Consider the following 17,913-nt stretch of genomic DNA (forward strand, 5'->3'; position numbering starts at 1 on the left):
TCGTCGCTATCACTGCTAGCGCCGCTAGAAAACGCCGCGGGCGCTGCCACCGAGAGGGGAAGCAACCCATGCTCACCAACATCGCCACCGTGCTCGCCGGACTGATCGGCGCGGGCATCGTCTTCATCGGCGCGCGCGCCTTCTGGGCACCGCAGGCCGCGGCCGGCTTCGGCATCCCCGGCACGCCGACCGAGGACCGGAACTTCCGGGCCTGGCTGTCCGTCAAGGCCGTGCGCGACATCGCCTCCGGGGTCTTCGTCTTCGTCCTGCTGGTCGGGGCGACACCCCACCTGCTGGGCTGGTTCATGCTGGCCGCCACCGCCATACCCGTCGGTGACGCGCTGATCGTGCTGCGCAGCAACGGGCCCAGGGCGGCCGCCTACGGCATCCACGGGGCCACCGCCGCGGTGATGCTGGTGACCAGCGCGCTCCTGCTCCTCGCGTGACCGCCCCGCGCGCCGCCCGGGTCGCGGTCGGCGGATCTGCCGGCTGGGCGCCGGACCCCGCCCTCGCGCGGCGGGCGACCGAGAGGGCCGAACTCGTCGGCACCTGTCACCCGGTCGGCGGTGTGAGGTGGCCGCCGTTGACGGGATTTCCCCCGCCGCCCTCCGGGCCCGCCGTGTCGCACCCCTTCGTTTCGTGTCGCCCGCTCCGCCCGCCGCTTTCTCTTCTGTCTGACTCCGTCCATTCTGTGGCCGTTCCGTGCTCTTTCTCCTCCGGAGAATGCCGGTCTTGTTCTGTATGTGAGTCTTCGGCCGCCGCTGGGCGGGGACGACACTCCCGAACGCCCTCCCGGATGGGCGGGGCGCGATTCCGGCCGTCCGACGACGAGGGGTGACCGACTGTTCGCGTTATGTGATGTGCTGGTGCCTGACATCGCGGAAGCGAGGCCGGAAAACAGTCGGGACGACAGGGAGGGGCGAACAGGTGAGCACGGAGCAGACCCGCCGGCGCTGGGAGTCGGGGGCTCTCGCCCACGCGGTCACCGATCCGTTCGGCCAGGGGCCGCTGCCCTGGCTCCGGTGCGGCGAGCACTACTTCGACGACACCGGGAACGTCGTCCCCTGGTACCTCGACCACAGCACCCTGGACGGCGGCACCGGCACCGGCACCGGCACCGGGAACGGCACCGGGAACGGCACCGGGAACGGTGGCGGCAACGGCGGCGCGGCGGTCCCTTCCCGGAGCTCCCGGAGTTCCCGGAGCGGCCCGCGTACCGCCGACGACGTGCACTGCCAGATCAAGGGCTTCACCTCCGAGAGCGCCGTCTCCCCGGGCGGGTCCATCGACTTCCGCATCACGGTCAACCCGCCCCAGCCGTTCGGCGTGGACGTCTACCGCATCGGCCACTACGGCGGCGAGGGCGCCACCAAGATCACCACCAGCCCCCGGCTGTCCGGCATCGTCCAGCCCGAGCCGCTGACCGCCGACCGCACCGTCTCCTGCCACCACTGGTGGCTCTCCTGGCGGCTCCAGGTCCCCGAGTACTGGAGCACCGGCGCCTACGTGGCCGTGCTGACCACCGCCGACGGCCACCGCTCGCACATCCCGTTCACCGTCCGCGACGAGCGGCCCGGCGATCTGCTGCTGGTCGTCCCGGACGTCACCTGGCAGGCGTACAACCTCTTCCCGGAGGACGGCCGCACCGGCGCCAGCCTGTACCACGCCTGGGACGAGGACGGCCGCCTGCTGGGCGAGGCGGACGCGGCCGTCACCGTCTCCTTCGACCGGCCGTACGCGGGCGCGGGCCTGCCCCTGCACGTGGGGCACGCCTACGACTTCATCCGCTGGGCGGAGCGCCACGGCTACGACCTCGCCTACGCCGACACCCGGGACCTGCACGCCGGGCGCGTCGACCCCGCCCGCTACCGGGGGCTGGTCTTCGCGGGCCACGACGAGTACTGGTCGGTGCCGATGCGCCGCGCGGTGGAGAAGGCCCGCGACAGCGGCACCTCGCTGGTCTTCCTCTCCGCCAACACCATGTACTGGCAGGTGGAGCTGCGGACCTCCGCCTCCGGCGTCCCCGACCGGCTGCTGACCTGCCGCAAGGAGCGCGGCCCCGGCCGCTCCCGGCGCTGGCGCGAGCAGGGCGAGGCCGAGCAGCAGGTGCTGGGCATCCAGTACGCCGGCCAGGTGCCCCGGCCGTATCCGCTGGTCGTGCGGAACGCCCACCACTGGCTGTGGGAGGCCACCGGGGCGGCCGAGGGCGACGAGCTGCCCGGACTGGTGGCGGGCGAGGCCGACCGCTACTTCCCGCGCACCGCCCTGCCCCTGCACACCGACCGGGTCCTGCTGGCCCACTCGCCCTACCAGGACGCCGCGGGCGCCCGGCGCCACCAGGAGACCTCCCTGTACAGGGCGCCCAGCGGCGCCCTGGTCTTCGCCTCCGGCACCTTCGCCTGGTCACCGGCCCTGGACCGTCCCGGCCACGTCGACACCCGCGTCCAGCGCGCGACGGCCAACCTCCTGGACCGCATCTGCGGACACGGCTGACGGCCGGCGGAGCGGCCCCGGAGGCCCTCCGGGGCCGCTCCGCCGGCCGTCAGCCGGTCATCTCCCCGGTGGGACGGGGCCGTTCGGGTAGGCCCGTCCCACCCGTCCGTCCGACCCCGACCGGTGCCGTGCCCTCGCATACGGGACAATCGGCATCACGTACCAAGCCACAGGAGGAGCCGTGACCGGATTCGTCGACAAGCCCGAGCCCGTACAGGTGCCGGGCCTGACGCACGTGCACACGGGCAAGGTGCGGGACCTGTACCGGAACGGGGACGGCGACCTGGTGATGGTCGCCAGCGACCGGGTGTCCGCGTACGACTGGGTGCTGCCCACCGGGATCCCCGACAAGGGACGTGTCCTCACCCGGCTGTCCCTGTGGTGGTTCGACCAGCTCGCCGACCTGGTGCCGAACCACGTGGTCTCCACCGAGCTGCCGCCCGGCGCCCCGGCCGACTGGGCGGGCCGCACGGTGGTCTGCCGCTCCCTGCGGATGGTCCCGGTCGAGTGCGTGGCCCGCGGCTACCTCACCGGCTCGGGCCTGGCCGAGTACGAGGAGACCCGCACGGTCTGCGGGCTGGCCCTGCCCGAGGGGCTGGTGGACGGCTCCGAGCTGCCCGCCCCGATCTTCACCCCGGCCACCAAGGCGGAGGTCGGTGAGCACGACGAGAACGTCCCCTACGAGGAGGTCGCCCGCCGGGTGGGTGCCGAGACGGCCGCCGCGCTGCGCCAGCTGACCCTGGCGGTCTACTCCCGCGGCCGGGACATCGCCCGGGAGCGCGGGATCATCCTGGCCGACACCAAGTTCGAGTTCGGGTACGGGTCCGCCGTGGACGGGGCGGCGGGGGAGGAACTGCTGGTGCTCGCCGACGAGGTGCTCACCCCCGACTCCTCCCGCTTCTGGCCCGCCGACCAGTGGGAGCCGGGCCGCTCCCAGCCCTCGTTCGACAAGCAGATCGTCCGCGACTGGCTGACCTCCCCGGCCGCCGGCTGGGACCGGCACGGCGAGCAGCCGCCGCCGGAACTGCCCGCCGAGGTGGTGGAGCGCACCCGCGCCCGGTACGTCGAGGCGTACGAGCTGCTGACCGGTACCCGCTGGGACTGACGTCCCGCGCCCGCGCGGCACGAAGGCCCCGGTCCGGTGGACCGGGGCCTTCCAGTGAGCGGACGACGAGGCTCGAACTCGCGACCTCAACCTTGGCAAGGTTGCGCTCTACCAACTGAGCTACGTCCGCACGCGCCGTGCGCGTCCCGCCCGACCGGGCGTTCTCCGTACGGCGCGCCTCCACTATAGCCAACCCGCTCGCGGGCCCGCGCCCACCGGTTCACCGCCGGCGGCCGGGTGACGGCCCGGGACCGTCACGTCACGTCACGTCACACCCACCCGGACGCGGACGCGGAAGCGGACACGGACGCGGCCGCTCCGCCCGCGCCGTCGGGCCGTCCGGTGAATCCGGCGGAGAATTCGTCGGATTCACGCGGCGTCCGGACGGAAATCCCGGAAGGAGATATTCCGATAACGCCGGGTGTGATGTGCCTCACGGACGGTGGCGGGTTGTCCGCGGATATCCGCCTTCCCATACTGATCGCGGTGAGGAAACCGGTGGCGGGAACGGCCCTCCGCCGGTTCCGGGCAGAACGGGGGAACCGGTGCCGGCGTGTCCGCCGGTGGCCGGACGTCCCCCTCTTCCGTTCCCGGGGTGCCCGGCGCTCTGTGCGCGCCGGCCGCCCCGGCCGTCCGTGAAGGAGGAATCCGTGCTGCTGGAGAAGGTCAACCGCGATCCCCGGATGAACGGCCACGACGCCGGAGGCGCACCGGAGCGTCCGGCGGTCCCGGTCATGACCGCCGCCACCGTCACCACCGCCCAGTCGGGGATCATCAATGTGCCGCTCGCGAACGGAGCGGTGGTGCAGATATCCCACATCTCGGCCGTCGTGAAATAGGCCGTGGAGCGGGCCGGGCGGGGTCAGAGCCAGCCGCGCTCGCGGGCGACGCGCACGGCCGCGTGGCGGTTCTCGGCCGCCAGTTTCGCGGCGGCCGAGGAGAGGTAGTTGCGGACCGTCCCCGGCGCCAGCGCGGCCCGTTCGGCGATCTCCGCGATCGGCGCCCCGTCCGCCGCCAGTTCCAGCAGTTCGGCCTCGCGGGCGGTCAGCGGGGAGTCCCCGGAGCTGATCGCGTCGGCCGCCAGCTCCGGGTCGACGTAGCGGTTCCCGGCGTGCACCGTGCGGATGATCTCGGCCAGCCGTCGCGCCGAGACCGTCTTGGGCACGAAACCGCGCACCCCCGCCGCCAGGGCCCGTTTCAGATGCCCCGGACGGCCGTGCCCGGTCACGATCATGGTGCGGCAGCCGGGGAGTTCCGTGCCCAGCGCCGCGGCCACCGCCACACCGTCCCTGCCCGGCATCTGGAGGTCCAGCACCGCCACATCGGGACGGTGCGCCCGGGCCATCGCCAGCGCCTCGGGTCCGGACGCGGCCTCGGCGACCACCAGCAGGTCGTCCTCCAGCGCCAGCAGCGCGGCCAGCGCGCCCCGGATCAGGTGCTCGTCGTCGGCCAGCAGCACCCGTACCGGGTGTCCGCCGCCGGTGTCACCGGTGCCGGTGTACCGGCCGTGCTCCGTCACCGTGTGCCGTCCTCTCCCCGGTCCTCTGCCGTGTCCTCTCCCGCGTTCTCTCCCGCTTCCTCGCCGTCCGTCCCGCCGGCCGCCGTCCGTCCGGCCGGCGGCCGGACCGGTACCCGGGCCGTCAGCAGGAAGGTGCCGCCGCCGTGCCGCTCGCCGGTCAGTGTGCCGCCGAGCGCGGCCAGCCGCTCGCGCAGCCCGGCCAGCCCCGAGCCGCCCTCCGAGCCGCCCTCCGCGGCGGCCGGGGACGGTCCGGCCCCGTCGTTCTCCACGGCCAGCTCGACCGGACCGTCCCCGGGGCCGGTCCGCAGCCGGATCACACACCACCGGGCGTCGGCGTGCCGCAGCACGTTGGTGGTGCCCTCGCGGACCACCCAGCCCAGCGCCGACTGCAACGCCTCCGGCAGCTCCCCGCTGCCGCTGTCCTCGATCCGGCAGTCGATCCCGGCGGCCCGCAGCACTCCCCGCGCGCCCACCAGCTCAGTGTGCAGATCGGCCTCCCGGTAGCCGCGCACCACCTCCCGCATCTCCCGCTGGGACTCCCGGGCGATGCGCTGCACCTCGGTCATCTGGTCCACGGCGGAGGCCGCGCCGCGCCGCGCGAGCTGGACGGCCAGCTCGCTCTTGAGCGCGATCACCGACAGGTTGCGGCCCAGCACGTCGTGCAGGTCCCGGCCGAACCGCAGCCGCTCCTCGGCCACCGCCAGCCGGGCCTGGGTCTCCCGGGCGGCCTCCAGTTCGCTGACGACCCGCATCGTCCAGGCCGAGCAGCGGTAGGAGACGCCGAAGAGCACCGATCCGAGGACTCCGCCGACGACCGTCGCCACCAGCCCTCGCGTGGGCGCCCCCAGCGCCCACGCGGCCGTCACCGAGGCAGCCAGCAGCACCGCCACCAGCCCGGCGCTCCGCCCGGGTGACAGCACCAGCGGCAGCGGTCCGGCCAGGAACATCAGCAGCCAGACGACGGCCGGCAACGCGTCGGGCGTCGACAGCTCGCCCGCACCGGTCAGGGCGAACACGGCGGCGATCCCGGCGGCGGTGAGGGCGACGTACGCCACCGTCGGCCGCACCGGCCGCTCCGCCGTGCCCAGGTAGTACCGGAGCCCGGTCCGGGACAACAGCAGCTGGCAGCCGATGTGCGCGGCGAACAGCACTCCGAGCACGGCCATGGCCCAGGCGGCGGGCCCCGCCGTCCGGGCCACGGTCCAGCCGAGCAGTGTCACGCCCTCGAAGAAGGCGAAGCTGTAGAGCGTGTACCGGGTGTACTGCTGGAAGCGCACCGGGCCGCTGGACCGACGTACCCGTCGCACCCAGCCCAGCGCGCCGCTCCCGGCCTCGACCGTCACCGTCGTCCCCGCTTCCCGCCTGCTCCCGCCCGCTTCCCCGCTCAGCGCCGCGGCTCCCAGCGGAACCACCGCCGCACGGCGTACCCGGACGCCACCGACCAGGCCGTGGCGACCGCCACCGCACGCAGTATCCCGTCCGCCTCCCCGCCGCCGAACCAGCCGTACCGCACCAGTTCGACCACCGGTGTCATGGGCAGCAGCCGCAGCACGTCGGCCACCCCGTCCGGAGTGAGCTCCAGCGGGATGAACATCCCGGAGCCGAGGAACGCGAGCAGCAACAGCGGCAGCGCGGTGATCTGCGCGCTCTCCGCGGTCCGGGTGACGACGGCCGTCACGGCGGCCAGCAGCACCAGCAGGACGACGCCCAGCAGCACGCCCAGCACCAGCAGGTCCGGGCGTTCGGGCGGGGTCATCTCCAGCAGGGCCGCCCCAGCCGCGACCAGCAGCGCGCACTGCGCCAGCGCCACGGCGGCCGCCGGCATCGCGGTCCCGGCCAGGATCTCCCAGTCCCGCGGCTCACCGGTCCGCAGCCGCTTGAGCACCAGTTCCTCACGGCGGGAGGCATAGGTGGAGACCAGGTTGGAGTAGACGACGAGGACCAGCACCATGAGGACGCCGCCCGTCATCACCACGCCGGTCGCGTCCAGTCCGGTGCCCTCCAGTGAGATCTGCTCGACCGAGGAGCGCATGAACAGCACCATGGCGGGCGGCATCAGCAGGGCGGTGAACAGCGCGGTGCGGTTGCGGACGAGCAGGGTCAGCTCGGCGCGGGCGAGCGAGCGCATCCGCCGTGCCGCGGCCGCGGCCCCGGTGCCCGCGGCGCGCCCCGTGCTCCCGGTGTCCGTGGCGGGTGTGGTGTCCGTCGTGCTCATCGTGTCCCCGTTCCCGTTCCCGTTCCTGTCTCCGCCAGCCGCGCGGTGGCGGCACCCGCGCCGTCCCCGTCGTCCCCGCCGTTCGCGTCGTTCGCGTCGTTCCCCGTGTCCCGGAAGTCCCCGGCACCGCCGTGGGCGATCTCCAGGAAGGCCTCCTCCAGGGAGGCCGAGCGGGCGTCCAGCCCCGCCAGCTCCACCCCTTCCTGCCGGGCCCACAGCAGCAGTTCGGTCAGCGACTCCTGAAGCCGCTCGGTGCGTACCTCCACCCGGCCGTCCTCCCCGGCGGCGGCCCGCAGCGACAGCGGCAGCCGTGCCACCGGCACCCCCGCGGGCAGTGTGAAGCGGATCCGGGAGGGGCGGGTGGCGGTGACCTCGTCCGGGGTGCCGGAGACGACGATCCGCCCGGCCCGCATGATCGCCAGCCGGTCGGCGAGCTCCTCGGCCTCCTCCAGGTAGTGCGTGGTCAGCAGCACCGTGGTGCCCGCCGCGCGCAGTTCCCGCACCAGCCGCCAGGTCTCCCGGCGCCCCTCGGCGTCCAGCCCGGTCGTCGGCTCGTCCAGGAAGAGCACCTCGGGCCGGCCGAGCAGCGCCATCGCCAGGTCCAGCCGCCGCCGCTCGCCGCCGGAGAGCTGCTTGACGCGTACCTCGCGGCGCTCCCCGAGCCCCACCGCGGCCAGGACCTCCCCGATGGGGCGCGCCCGGGTGGTGCAGCCGGCCCACATCCGGGCGGTCTCGGCGACGGTCAGGTCGGACGGGAAGCCGCCCTCCTGGAGCATCACACCGATCCGGGGCCGCACCCGGGCGCGCTCGCGGTACGGGTCGTGGCCGAGGACGCGCACCTGTCCGCCGCTGGGCGCGGCCAGCCCCTCCAGCAGCTCGACGGTGGAGGTCTTGCCCGCCCCGTTCGTCCCCAGCAGCGCGAACAGCTCGCCGCGCGCCACGGAGAACGAGATGCCCCGTACGGCCTCGAAGTCGTCCCCCTTCGGCGAGCTGTAGCGCCGCCGCAGCCCGCTCACCTCGATGACCTGTTCCCTGGTGTTCATGCCCTCAGCATCCTGCGGGAACGGGTGCCCGGGCAGTGCGGGCTGTCATGAGCGCGGGTGACAAATGTCATCGGCGCCGGCCGGCCGGTGTCACCGGCCACGACGAGAGCCTGCGAACACGGCGAACACGGCGAACACGGCGAACGCTGTGAACACGGCGAAAGGCCCCGGTCCGAAGACCGGGGCCTTTTCACTGAGCGGACGACGAGGCTCGAACTCGCGACCTCAACCTTGGCAAGGTTGCGCTCTACCAACTGAGCTACGTCCGCATGCCACCACCCGGCTCTCACCGGGAGGCGCGCCATCACTCTACCCGATCCCGGGGGACCGGTGGAGAGAATGGAGCGGGTGACAGGAATTGCACACTGCGTCTCCCTCTTGGAAAGAGGGCGCTCTACTACTGAGCTACACCCGCGTGACCATCCGGGCTTCCGGCCGTTTCCGGCCGCCCCGGCGGTGTGTCCCTGACTCTAGCCGATCACCCGGGGTGTCTGGCAAGTCGGTCCGCCGAGCCGCTCGGGGGCCGCTCAGTGGGCCTCGTCGAAGGCGTCGTAGACCTTCTTGGGGATGCGGCCGCGCGGCGGCACCTCGAAGCCGTTGGACCGGGCCCAGGCCCGTACCGCGGCCGGATCCGGGGCGACGGAGGTGTGGTGGTACGTCCCGCCCGACCTCGACCGCTTGCGGCCGGCCCGCACGTAGGGCGCGAGGCTCATGCGCAGTTTCTTCGCGTTCTCGCGGTTGAGATCGATCTCGTAGGACTTGCCGTCGAGGCCGAAGGTGACCGTTTCCGACGCCTCCCCGCCCTCGATGTCGTCGGAGAGTGTGACCACTACGCGCTGCGCCACGGATATCGGTCCTTTCGAGTGGATCACTGCCGAGAACGCTGTGAAACCACCGGTTGACATGCGGTGATGTCGGCGTTCCGGCCGGTCGGGATCAATGCCTTTTCCCTTTGTACAGCGGCAGGCATTGATTCGCGGAGGGATGAATTCCCGTCCGCGTGTCAGGTCGTCGGGAGGACTTTACTTTTTCGGCGCCCATTCGTGTACCACTTCCCGGTGTTTTCTCGGGGGCCGATACCTGACCGTGACCCGGGGTACGGTTATCTACGCGAGTAGAGTTTTCCGCCGGGTACGCTGAAGCGGCAGCCTCCAGCACCAACACCCACCCAGGAGTACCTGTGGCTCGCGTCGTAGTCGACGTCATGCTCAAGCCGGAGATCCTCGACCCCCAGGGCCAGGCGGTTCAGCGTGCGCTGCCGCGACTGGGCTACGAGGGCATCGCGGACGTCCGCCAGGGCAAGCGCTTCGAGCTCGAACTGGAAGGGCCCGTCGACGACGCCGCCCTCGCCCGGATCCACCAGCTCGCCGAGAAGTTTCTCGCCAACACCGTGATCGAGGACTTCACGGTCCGCGTCGAGGAGACCGAAGAGGTGACCCCCGTATGACGACCCGGGTAGGAGTCGTCACCTTCCCCGGCTCCCTCGACGACGTCGACGCCCGGCGCGCCGTCCGCCTCGCCGGCGCCGAGCCGGTCGCCCTGTGGCACCGCGACAAGAACCTGCACCAGGTGGACGCCGTGGTCCTCCCCGGCGGCTTCTCCTACGGCGACTACCTGCGCTGCGGCGCCATCGCCCGGTTCTCGCCCGTCATGGAGACGATCGTCGACCAGGCCCGCGCGGGCCTGCCGGTGCTGGGCATCTGCAACGGCTTCCAGGTGCTGTGCGAGTCGCACCTGCTGCCCGGCGCGCTGACCCGCAACGACCACCTCCACTTCGTCTGCCGCGACCAGAAGCTCCGCGTGGAGAACGCGGACACCGCCTGGACGTCCGACTACACCGCCGGCCAGGAGATCACCGTCCCCCTCAAGAACGGCGAGGGCGGCTACGTCGCCGACGAGCGCACCCTCGACGAGCTGGAGGCGACCGGCCGGGTCGTCTTCCGCTACGTGGACGTCAACCCCAACGGATCCCGCCGCGACATCGCGGGCATCACCAACGAGGCCGGCAACGTCGTCGGCCTCATGCCGCACCCCGAGCACGCCGTCGAGACCCTGACCGGGCCGACCACCGACGGCCTGGGGTTCTTCACGTCGGTACTGAAGAAGCTGGTCACCACCTGAGATGACTCTCGACACCGTCAAGCACGCGAGCTCCACCCCCGACGTCGAGCAGCCCTGGGCCGAACTCGGCCTCAAGCGCGAGGAGTACGACCGGGTCCGCGAGATCCTCGGCCGCCGCCCGACCGGCGCCGAGCTGGCCATGTACTCCGTGATGTGGTCCGAGCACTGCTCCTACAAGTCCAGCAAGGTGCACCTGAAGCAGTTCAGCGAGAAGGCGCCGGAGTCCGACGCGCTGCTGGTGGGCATCGGCGAGCAGGCGGGCGTCGTGGACGTCGGCGAGGGCTACGCCGTCACCTTCAAGGTCGAGTCCCACAACCACCCGTCCTACGTCGAGCCCTACCAGGGCGCGGCCACCGGCATCGGCGGCATCGTCCGCGACATCATCGCCATGGGCGCCCGCCCGGTCGCCGTGATGGACCCGCTGCGCTTCGGCGCCCCGGACCACCCCGACACCCGGCGCGTCCTGCCCGGCGTCGTCGCCGGCATCGGCGGCTACGGCAACTGCCTGGGCCTGCCCAACATCGGCGGCGAGGTCGTCTTCGACTCCTGCTACCAGGGCAACCCGCTGGTCAACGCGCTGTGCGTGGGCGTGATGCGGCACGAGGACATCCACCTGGCCAAGGCGTCCGGCGCGGGCAACAAGGTCGTCCTGTACGGCGCCCGCACCGGCGGCGACGGCATCGGCGGCGCCTCCATCCTGGCCTCGGAGTCCTTCGACTCCGACAAGCCCAGCAAGCGCCCGGCCGTCCAGGTCGGCGACCCCTTCCAGGAGAAGCTGCTCATCGAGTGCACCCTGGAGGTCTTCCGGGAGAACCTGGTCGTCGGCATCCAGGACCTCGGCGCCGCGGGCCTGTCCTGCGCCACCTCCGAGCTGGCCTCCAACGGCTCCGGCGGCATGCGCGTCGAACTGGACACCGTGCCGCTGCGCGACTCCACGCTCTCGCCCGAGGAGATCCTCATGAGCGAGTCGCAGGAGCGCATGTGCGCGGTGGTCGAGCCCGGCAAGGTGGACCGCTTCCTGGCCATCTGCGAGAAGTGGGACGTCATCGCCACCGTCATCGGCGAGGTCACCGACGGCGAGCGGCTGGAGATCTTCTGGCACGGCGAGCAGATCGTGGACGTGCCGCCGCGCACCGTCGCCCACGAGGGCCCGGTCTACGAGCGGCCCTACGCCCGCCCGCAGTGGCAGGACGCCCTCCAGGCCGACGACGCGAACGCCCTGCCCCGGCCGAAGGACGACGCGGAGCTGCGCGAGCAGGTCGTCAGGCTGGTCGGCTCCCCGAACCAGGCGTCCAAGAAGTGGATCACCGAGCAGTACGACCGCTACGTGCTCGGCAACACCGTCCTGGCCCAGCCCGAGGACAGCGGCATGATCCGCATCAGCGAGGAGACCGGCCTGGGCGTGGCCATCGCCACCGACGGCAACGGCCGCTACGCCAAGCTCGACCCGTACGCGGGCGCGCAGCTCGCGCTGGCCGAGTCGTACCGCAACGTCGCCGCCACCGGCGCGAAGCCGCTGGCGGTCACCGACTGCCTGAACTTCGGCTCCCCGGAGGACCCGGCCGCGATGTGGCAGTTCGCCGAGGCCTGCCGCGGTCTGGCCGACGGCTGCCGCACCCTGGGCACCCCGGTGACCGGCGGCAACGTCTCCCTCTACAACCAGACCGGCGACGTGGCCATCCACCCCACCCCGGTGGTGGGCGTGCTCGGCGTGATCGACGACGTCGCGCGCCGCACCCCGATGGCGTTCGCGGAGGAGGGCCAGCTTCTCTACCTCCTCGGGGAGACCCGCGAGGAGCTGGGCGGCTCGGCCTGGTCCCAGGTCGTCCACGACCACCTGGGCGGACTGCCGCCGCAGGTGGACCTGGAACGGGAGCGGCTGCTGGCCGAGATCCTGATCGCCGCCTCCCGGGACGGCATGATCGACGCCGCGCACGACCTGAGCGACGGCGGGCTCGTCCAGGCGGTGACCGAGTCCTGCCTCAAGGGCGGGAAGGGCGCCCGGTTGATCGTCCCCGACGGGCTGGAGCCGTTCGTGTTCCTGTTCTCGGAGTCGGCCGGCCGCGCGGTGGTGGCGGTGCCGCGCAGCGAGGAGCTGCGCTTCACCGACATGTGCGGCGCCCGCGGGCTGCCCGCCACCCGCATCGGTGTGGTGGACGGTGACGCCGTCGAGGTGCAGGGCCGGTTCACGATCCCGCTGGCCGAGCTGCGCGAGGTCCACGAGGCCACCATCCCGGCCCTGCTCGCCTGACGGCCCGCGCGTAGTACCCGGCCCGGGTGCCCGGGACGCGCCCCGCCCCCCGCACCGGGGGCGGGGCGCGTCGCACGTTCACGCGCCGGTGTGGCCGATGTGCTCGATATGCAGGGACTGTGTGCGCGTGTCGATGCGGTAGAGAACGCGCCAGGGCCCGTGGCGCAGCCGACGGTGATCGGTTCCCCAGGGGCGGGACTCCTCGGGCCGGGGGTTCTCGGTGAGCCGATCGGTGGCCTGGAGGAGGGTGTCGACACCGCGGGCGTCGTTCTTGAGATGACCCGCGGCCGCGTTGAGGGCGGCAGGCTCCCACAGAACCCGCCAGGTCACTCCCCTCTCCCGGCGGCATCGAGAAGGGCACGGCGTGCCTCGTCGTGCGGGATGGGTGTTTCGGCGCGGCCGAGCGCGCGATCCCGCTCAAGGCGGGCCAGCGCGAGGGCGTCCTCCAGATCCTCGAGTTCGGCGGGGGAGATGAGGACCGCTGTGGGGACACCGCGGTCGGTCAGGGTGATGTGCTCGTGCTGGGCGGCCCGGCGGGCGAGATCGCCGAGTTTGCCCCGTGCCTCCGCGATGGGATACGTAGCAGACATGCATCTAGTGTACAGATGCACCACACTTCTGCGGTGCTCCCGGCGCCCCGTCGGCGGAGCGGAATCTGTCCAGGTCGCCGGGTGCGCGAAGCGCACCGGCCGCACCGACTGAGTCCGCCGCGTGGTGGCGGGTGGCCGGCCTCTGGTCCAATATCCATCCTCTGACTAGAGTCAGAGGATGGACTCGGAGCAGATCGAGCAGGTGCGGCGCTTCAACCGCACCGTCACCGAACGCGTGGGCGTCCTCCACGACCGCTATCTCGGCCGCGACCGGCCCGTCGGCGAGGCCCGGCTGCTGTGGGAGATCGGCGAGCGCGGCGGCGCGCAGGACGTACGGCGGCTGCGCGAGCGCCTCGGCCTGGACTCCGGCTACGTCAGCCGCCTGCTGCGCGCACTGCAGGCCGACGGCCTGGTGACGGTGGAGCCGCACCCCGGCGACCGGCGGGTGCGCACCATCCGCCTCACCGGCGCGGGCCGCGCCGAGCGCGCCGAACTCGACGCCCGCAGCGCCGAACTGGCCGGTTCCCTGCTGGCGCCGCTCAACGACGGCCAGCGCGCCCGGCTGACCGCCGCCATGGCCGAGGCCGAACGGCTGCTGACCGCCGCCACGGTCACCCTGGAGGTCACCGACCCGGACCACCCCGACGCCCGGCACTGCCTGCGCTCCTTCTTCGCCGAACTCCAGGAGCGCCTGGACACCGGCTTCGACCCCGCCCGGAGCCTGCTGCCCGACGCGGGCGAACTCCGCCCGCCGCGCGGGGTGTTCCTCGTCGCCCGGCTGCACGGCGAGCCCGTCGGCTGCGCCGGCCTGAAGCTGCCGTCCGGCGCCCCGGCCGAGGTCAAGCGCATGTGGGTGGCCCCTCGTGCCCGGGGCCTGGGCCTGGCCCGCCGCTTCCTGTCCGAACTGGAGGCGCGGGCCGCGCACCACGGCCACGAGGTACTGCGGCTGGACACCAACAAGGTGCTCACCGCCGCGATCGGCCTGTACCGCTCCCACGGCTTCGAGGAGGTCCCCGCCTTCAACGACGAGCCGTACGCCCACCACTGGTTCGAGAAGCGGATCGCCGCGGGACCGTCGTCCGGTCCGCGGGAGTGAACGGGCGCGGTGTCACGGGGCGCTGGTAGGTTCACCGCCGGACGGGTGCCGAGGCCGTACGGCACAGCAGCACAGCAGTACAACGGGACGGGGGAGACGGGGAGATGGACCGCGGGCGGTGGCGGACGGCGTACGTCCGGCTGATGTGCGGCACGGCCGTTCTCGCGATCGGGCTGAGCGGCTGGACGCTGTGGGAGGTGTGGGACCGCCGGCACACCGTGGACGAGGCGTGCGCGGGACTGGTCCCGGCGGGCGAGGTGCTGGCCCTGTCCGGGAGCGGCGGCGAGATCACCGCCGCCGAGGAGATCGAGCCGGACAAGCCCTTCGCCCAGGCCTGCGTGCTGCGCAGTGCGGAGGCCGCCGAGGCGCTGGGTGGTTCGGGCACCCGGCAGTTCTTCATCGCGCGGCTCGCCACCGAGCCCACCGGGTGGACCTCCGAACCGGTGGACGACAGCTTCCAGGACCCGCTCGACCCCTCCAACCCGTGGATCCGCGTCCCGCTCGTGCACCAGCCGGTCGGTGGCGGCATCACGGGCGAGGTCACCGAGAACGGGGTCGCCGTCCGGCTGCCCTGCCCCGGGGTCGAGCACCAAGGCGAGGAGATCACCGCGATACGGGCCGCCGCCACCCTGGACCTGGTGGCGTACCGGGAGTTCGGGCAGGACGGCCAGCTCCGTCAGGCCGACCGCGACCGGCTGGCGGACATCGCGGTCGCCGCCGCCGACAACCTCGCCGCCGAGCTCGGCTGCCCCGACCGCCTCCCCGAGCCGCCGGACGGCATACCGGCGCTGAACACCGAACCGGTCGACCCGGACGAGGCGGCGGGCACCTGCGCCTGGTACGGCGCGGCAGGCCTGCACACCGGTCCGGCCAACTCCTCGGGCTGGCTGCCGGACCAGGTGCTGGAGAGCCGCGCCGGCGAGCTGGTGTGGCAGGAGCGCTGCCTGCTGACCGTCAGCGGCGAGGCCCGGGGCGCGACGCACCTGCGGCACCGGGACGACCCCGCCTACCGGCGGTACCGCGAGGCCGACGAGGGGCGAGGGCTCTGGTGGCTCAGCGCCGAGAGCTTCTTCGGTGACGCCGCCGAGCAGGTCGCCACCGACCCCGTCCACGAGGAGCGGACGGTCGAGCACGGCACGGGCGGCTACGACAGGCAGGGGAACGCCTGGTGGGCCACCTCCGTCTGCGACGGGGAGCCCGCCGTCCACGTCCTCACCGCCGGTTACCCGTACGTCCACGGCGCGGGCCGCCATCTGGAACCGGTCCTCCGCGCCTACGTCGAGGACGTCGCGGAGCGGCGCGGCTGCACGGACGCCGTCCTGCCCACGGCGGACGACTTCGCGCGGGCGGACTGACCCGGGCGGCCGGGCCGGTCCGGACGCCCGCCGGGGCCGGGGTGCGGGGACGGCCGCGACCGGCGGGCCCCGCTCAGCGCAGTTGGTCCGCCACCGCGTTCCAGACCTCCCCGGCGCCGCCGATGAACCCTCCCCAGTAGGGGTCCTCCGCCTTGATGGGCGGAATGTGGGTGACCTTCTCGTTCCTCTTGTCGGACAGGAAGGGGAACAGGCTGCGCAGCGGGTTGCTCCCTCTCCGTTCTTTCCCGGAACCGTAGGAGACCAGGTACTTCAGCTCGGCCGCCGTGGCGTAGTCCCTCGCCCAGGCGATGCCGTCGTCGCGGCCCTCCTCGCGCAGCTCACGGTCGCTCCTGAGCCGCTCGCGGTCCCTGTCGCCGATCGTGCCGCGCAGGCGTTCGACCACGGCGGTGAGGTCGCTCATGACGTTCTGCCTCGCCCGGTCCCGCTCCACCGCGTTGCGCAGCGCCTCCTGGCAGATCGCCGAGATGGGCAGCTCGCGGGCGCGGACCTGTTCGGCGAGGGCGTCGGGAACGGAGATGTTCATACGCATGCCGTACTCCTCCGGTGTCGGGCCACGCTCACACACGCCACATTACACACCCGTTGTGTAAGCGAGCAACGGGCCCGGCCGCGAAGGCACTTGCCGGCCCCGGTCGGAAGCCGCCTCTCCGGCTCGCGGCGCCCGCCCTCCCCCTCCGTGTGCCCTCACCGTTCCGCGTCCCGCCGGCGAAGGCCGTCGAGGACGACGCTCATCAGCGGCCGTGCCGTCGACTTCCATTCGTCCCGGTCCAGTCGGCCGAGGTAGGCGACGAGCTGGAGGACCCCGCGGGCGTCCACGTCCGTGCGGAGGGCGCCGGCCGCCTTCCCGGCGTCCAGCAGGCGGCCGAGGGCGTCCTCGACGGGGTTGCGGCTGTGGGCGACGAGGTCCTGCCATGCCGCCGGCTCGAGTGCCGCCAGGACGCCGTGCTTGATCTCGGCGTAGTCGACCAGCCGGTCGAGCCAGCGGCGCAGGGCCTCCACCGGCTCGTGTGCCGTCAGCAGGGCGGGGGCGGCGGTCACGAGTTCCTCGACGTCGCGCCGGTAGACCTCGGCGAGGAGCGCCTCGCGGCTGGGGAAGTGCCGGTAGAGCGTTCCCTGGCCCACGCCGGCGCGCCTGGCGATCTCGTTGAGGTGGACGTGGTCGGACTCGGCGAGGGCCGCGCGGGCGGCCTCCACGATGCGGGTCCGGTTCCGTGCCGCGTCCGGGCGGCGTGGCGGCGTGCTCATGGACATCTCCCGGTGTTCCGCCTCTGACAAGTGGACACGTGTCCGGTAGGGTGGGTCAGGCACCGGACACGTGTCCACTTTACTTGGAGGCAGCAGTGCTCTCTCTTCAGGGCAAGGTCGTCGCCGTCACCGGGGCGAGCGGCGGCATCGGCGAGGCCACGGCCCGGCTGCTCGCCCGGCGCGGCGCCGCGGTCGTCCTCGCGGCCCGCCGCGGCGCGCGTGTCGAGGCCATAGCGCGGGACATCCGGGCGGAGGGCGGCCGGGCCGCCGCCCGCGTCACCGACGTCACCAGGGCCGAGGACCTCGAGCGCCTGGTCGCCACCGCCACCGACCGGTACGGCCGTATCGACGTGCTGGTGAACAACGCCGGCATCGCCCCGATCAGCCCGCTGGCCGACCTCGACACCGAAGGGTGGTCGGCCATGATCGACGTCAACCTCCGCGGCATGCTCAACGGCGTCGCCGCCGTGCTGCCCGTCTTCCGCGAGCAGGGCTCGGGCCACCTGGTCAGCATCGTCTCCGTGGCCGGCCTGTCCGCGGTGTCCCCCACCATGGCCGTCTACGCCGCGACCAAGAACGCGGTGCGCACCGTCCACGAGGGACTGCGCGCGGAGTCCACCGACGGGGTGGTGCGCACGACGGCCGTCTCACCGGGATACATCCGCACCGACCTCGCGGACTCCATGGCGGACCCGCACCTCCGCGAGCGGACGCGCGGGTTCATGGACGCGGTGGGCATCCCCCCGGCGGCGGTCGCCCGAGCGGTGGCCTTCGCCGTCGAGCAGCCCGGCGACGTCGAGATCGGCGAGATCAACGTCCGCCCCACCGCCCAGGCGTGACGCCCGCCGGCCGGGCACCC

19 protein-coding genes and 3 tRNA genes are annotated in these 17,913 nt (G+C 73.0%); 10 read left to right on the plus strand and 12 right to left on the minus strand.

The window, feature by feature from the left end; genetic code table 11:
• Positions 1–68: 68 nt before the first annotated feature.
• The 3 genes from CUT44_RS15175 to CUT44_RS15185 all read left to right on the plus strand — a co-directional run bounded on the left by CUT44_RS15175 (position 69) and on the right by CUT44_RS15185 (position 3,598).
• A complete protein-coding gene (locus CUT44_RS15175) occupies positions 69–446 on the plus strand; it encodes a DUF4267 domain-containing protein (RefSeq protein WP_100202394.1) in 378 nt (125 codons plus the stop codon).
• 481 nt (positions 447–927) lie between these two features.
• Positions 928–2,493 (plus strand): N,N-dimethylformamidase beta subunit family domain-containing protein, encoded by a 1,566-nt coding sequence (locus CUT44_RS15180; RefSeq protein WP_100202395.1) that lies wholly within the window; start codon positions 928–930, stop codon positions 2,491–2,493.
• 181 nt (positions 2,494–2,674) lie between these two features.
• Complete coding sequence (locus tag CUT44_RS15185; protein ID WP_100202396.1) at positions 2,675–3,598, plus strand: phosphoribosylaminoimidazolesuccinocarboxamide synthase; 924 nt, start codon at positions 2,675–2,677, stop codon at positions 3,596–3,598.
• A 57-nt stretch (positions 3,599–3,655) separates the two neighbouring features.
• On the opposite strand, the gene CUT44_RS15190 is transcribed toward CUT44_RS15185, so the two are convergent.
• Positions 3,656–3,728: transfer RNA gene (locus CUT44_RS15190), tRNA-Gly, on the minus strand.
• Positions 3,729–4,248: 520 nt separating this feature from the next.
• Between CUT44_RS15190 and CUT44_RS15195 the strand changes: the two genes are divergently transcribed.
• Positions 4,249–4,437 carry a hypothetical protein gene (locus CUT44_RS15195; protein WP_100202397.1) on the plus strand — a complete coding sequence of 63 codons (189 nt, stop codon included), beginning with the start codon at positions 4,249–4,251 and terminating at the stop codon, positions 4,435–4,437.
• Positions 4,438–4,460: 23 nt separating this feature from the next.
• Here the strand turns inward: CUT44_RS15195 and CUT44_RS15200 are convergent, their stop codons facing one another.
• From CUT44_RS15200 to CUT44_RS15230, 7 genes are all read right to left on the minus strand, one after another.
• A complete protein-coding gene (locus CUT44_RS15200; RefSeq protein ID WP_100202398.1) occupies positions 4,461–5,117 on the minus strand; it encodes a response regulator transcription factor in 657 nt (218 codons plus the stop codon).
• Positions 5,114–6,529: a sensor histidine kinase gene (locus CUT44_RS15205; protein WP_233221416.1), complete on the minus strand. Its 1,416-nt coding sequence runs from the start codon at positions 6,527–6,529 to the stop codon at positions 5,114–5,116. The genes CUT44_RS15200 and CUT44_RS15205 overlap by 4 nt, the downstream gene beginning before the upstream one ends.
• The gene (locus CUT44_RS15210) at positions 6,502–7,332 is read right to left on the minus strand and encodes an ABC transporter permease (RefSeq protein WP_100202399.1); all 831 of its coding nucleotides are present in this window, start codon (positions 7,330–7,332) and stop codon (positions 6,502–6,504) included. Before CUT44_RS15210 ends, CUT44_RS15205 begins: the two co-directional genes overlap by 28 nt.
• Positions 7,329–8,375 (minus strand): ABC transporter ATP-binding protein, encoded by a 1,047-nt coding sequence (locus tag CUT44_RS15215; protein ID WP_100202400.1) that lies wholly within the window; start codon positions 8,373–8,375, stop codon positions 7,329–7,331. Before CUT44_RS15215 ends, CUT44_RS15210 begins: the two co-directional genes overlap by 4 nt.
• Positions 8,376–8,571: 196 nt before the next feature.
• Positions 8,572–8,644, minus strand: a tRNA-Gly gene (locus CUT44_RS15220).
• A gap of 71 nt (positions 8,645–8,715) precedes the next feature.
• Positions 8,716–8,790 (minus strand) — tRNA-Gly (locus CUT44_RS15225).
• A gap of 112 nt (positions 8,791–8,902) precedes the next feature.
• On the minus strand, positions 8,903–9,220 hold the full coding sequence (locus CUT44_RS15230) for a histone-like nucleoid-structuring protein Lsr2 (RefSeq protein ID WP_100202401.1): 318 nt from the start codon (positions 9,218–9,220) through the stop codon (positions 8,903–8,905).
• Positions 9,221–9,555: 335 nt separating this feature from the next.
• On the opposite strand from CUT44_RS15230, the gene purS reads away from it, so the two are divergent.
• From purS to purL, 3 genes are read left to right on the plus strand one after another with little or no spacing between them, the layout of a single operon-like run.
• Positions 9,556–9,822, plus strand: a complete 267-nt coding sequence (gene purS, locus CUT44_RS15235; protein WP_100202402.1) for a phosphoribosylformylglycinamidine synthase subunit PurS — start codon at positions 9,556–9,558, stop codon at positions 9,820–9,822.
• Positions 9,819–10,496: a phosphoribosylformylglycinamidine synthase subunit PurQ gene (purQ, locus tag CUT44_RS15240; RefSeq protein WP_100202403.1), complete on the plus strand. Its 678-nt coding sequence runs from the start codon at positions 9,819–9,821 to the stop codon at positions 10,494–10,496. The genes purS and purQ overlap by 4 nt, the downstream gene beginning before the upstream one ends.
• 1 nt (position 10,497) lies before the next feature.
• Positions 10,498–12,747, plus strand: coding sequence for a phosphoribosylformylglycinamidine synthase subunit PurL (gene purL / locus CUT44_RS15245; protein ID WP_100202404.1), 2,250 nt, complete (start codon positions 10,498–10,500; stop codon positions 12,745–12,747).
• Positions 12,748–12,825: 78 nt separating this feature from the next.
• Here the strand turns inward: purL and CUT44_RS15250 are convergent, their stop codons facing one another.
• Complete coding sequence (locus tag CUT44_RS15250) at positions 12,826–13,077, minus strand: type II toxin-antitoxin system RelE family toxin (protein WP_100202405.1); 252 nt, start codon at positions 13,075–13,077, stop codon at positions 12,826–12,828.
• The gene (locus CUT44_RS15255; RefSeq protein ID WP_100202460.1) at positions 13,074–13,337 is read right to left on the minus strand and encodes a type II toxin-antitoxin system prevent-host-death family antitoxin; all 264 of its coding nucleotides are present in this window, start codon (positions 13,335–13,337) and stop codon (positions 13,074–13,076) included. Before CUT44_RS15255 ends, CUT44_RS15250 begins: the two co-directional genes overlap by 4 nt.
• Positions 13,338–13,515: 178 nt before the next feature.
• Here CUT44_RS15255 and CUT44_RS15260 point away from each other — a divergent pair, with 178 nt between their 5' ends.
• Both CUT44_RS15260 and CUT44_RS15265 read left to right on the plus strand, forming a co-directional pair.
• Positions 13,516–14,433 carry a bifunctional helix-turn-helix transcriptional regulator/GNAT family N-acetyltransferase gene (locus tag CUT44_RS15260; protein WP_100202406.1) on the plus strand — a complete coding sequence of 306 codons (918 nt, stop codon included), beginning with the start codon at positions 13,516–13,518 and terminating at the stop codon, positions 14,431–14,433.
• Between the two features lie 104 nt (positions 14,434–14,537).
• The gene (locus CUT44_RS15265; protein ID WP_100202407.1) at positions 14,538–15,788 is read left to right on the plus strand and encodes a hypothetical protein; all 1,251 of its coding nucleotides are present in this window, start codon (positions 14,538–14,540) and stop codon (positions 15,786–15,788) included.
• A gap of 73 nt (positions 15,789–15,861) precedes the next feature.
• Here the strand turns inward: CUT44_RS15265 and CUT44_RS15270 are convergent, their stop codons facing one another.
• Together CUT44_RS15270 and CUT44_RS15275 are read right to left on the minus strand one after the other, a co-directional pair.
• Positions 15,862–16,338 (minus strand): type II toxin-antitoxin system CcdA family antitoxin, encoded by a 477-nt coding sequence (locus tag CUT44_RS15270; RefSeq protein WP_100202408.1) that lies wholly within the window; start codon positions 16,336–16,338, stop codon positions 15,862–15,864.
• A 155-nt stretch (positions 16,339–16,493) separates the two neighbouring features.
• Complete coding sequence (locus tag CUT44_RS15275) at positions 16,494–17,054, minus strand: TetR/AcrR family transcriptional regulator (RefSeq protein WP_100202409.1); 561 nt, start codon at positions 17,052–17,054, stop codon at positions 16,494–16,496.
• 95 nt (positions 17,055–17,149) lie between these two features.
• On the opposite strand from CUT44_RS15275, the gene CUT44_RS15280 reads away from it, so the two are divergent.
• A complete protein-coding gene (locus CUT44_RS15280; protein WP_100202410.1) occupies positions 17,150–17,893 on the plus strand; it encodes an SDR family oxidoreductase in 744 nt (247 codons plus the stop codon).
• Positions 17,894–17,913: the final 20 nt, after the last annotated feature.

The sequence above is a fragment of the Streptomyces carminius genome (assembly GCF_002794255.1).
Taxonomy (GTDB): domain Bacteria; phylum Actinomycetota; class Actinomycetes; order Streptomycetales; family Streptomycetaceae; genus Streptomyces; species Streptomyces carminius.

Excerpts from the sequence above, each read along its gene's own strand:
- CUT44_RS15215 (WP_100202400.1), bottom strand. The coding sequence starts at position 8,375 with ATGAACACCAGGGAACAGGTCATCGAGGTGAGCGGGCTGCGGCGGCGC.
- CUT44_RS15270 (WP_100202408.1), bottom strand. The coding sequence starts at position 16,338 with ATGCGTATGAACATCTCCGTTCCCGACGCCCTCGCCGAACAGGTCCGC.
- CUT44_RS15275 (WP_100202409.1), bottom strand. The coding sequence starts at position 17,054 with ATGAGCACGCCGCCACGCCGCCCGGACGCGGCACGGAACCGGACCCGC.
- CUT44_RS15210 (WP_100202399.1), bottom strand. The coding sequence starts at position 7,332 with ATGAGCACGACGGACACCACACCCGCCACGGACACCGGGAGCACGGGG.
- CUT44_RS15255 (WP_100202460.1), bottom strand. The coding sequence starts at position 13,337 with ATGTCTGCTACGTATCCCATCGCGGAGGCACGGGGCAAACTCGGCGAT.
- CUT44_RS15265 (WP_100202407.1), top strand. The coding sequence starts at position 14,538 with ATGGACCGCGGGCGGTGGCGGACGGCGTACGTCCGGCTGATGTGCGGC.
- CUT44_RS15175 (WP_100202394.1), top strand. The coding sequence starts at position 69 with ATGCTCACCAACATCGCCACCGTGCTCGCCGGACTGATCGGCGCGGGC.
- purL (WP_100202404.1), top strand. The coding sequence starts at position 10,498 with ATGACTCTCGACACCGTCAAGCACGCGAGCTCCACCCCCGACGTCGAG.
- purQ (WP_100202403.1), top strand. The coding sequence starts at position 9,819 with ATGACGACCCGGGTAGGAGTCGTCACCTTCCCCGGCTCCCTCGACGAC.
- CUT44_RS15260 (WP_100202406.1), top strand. The coding sequence starts at position 13,516 with ATGGACTCGGAGCAGATCGAGCAGGTGCGGCGCTTCAACCGCACCGTC.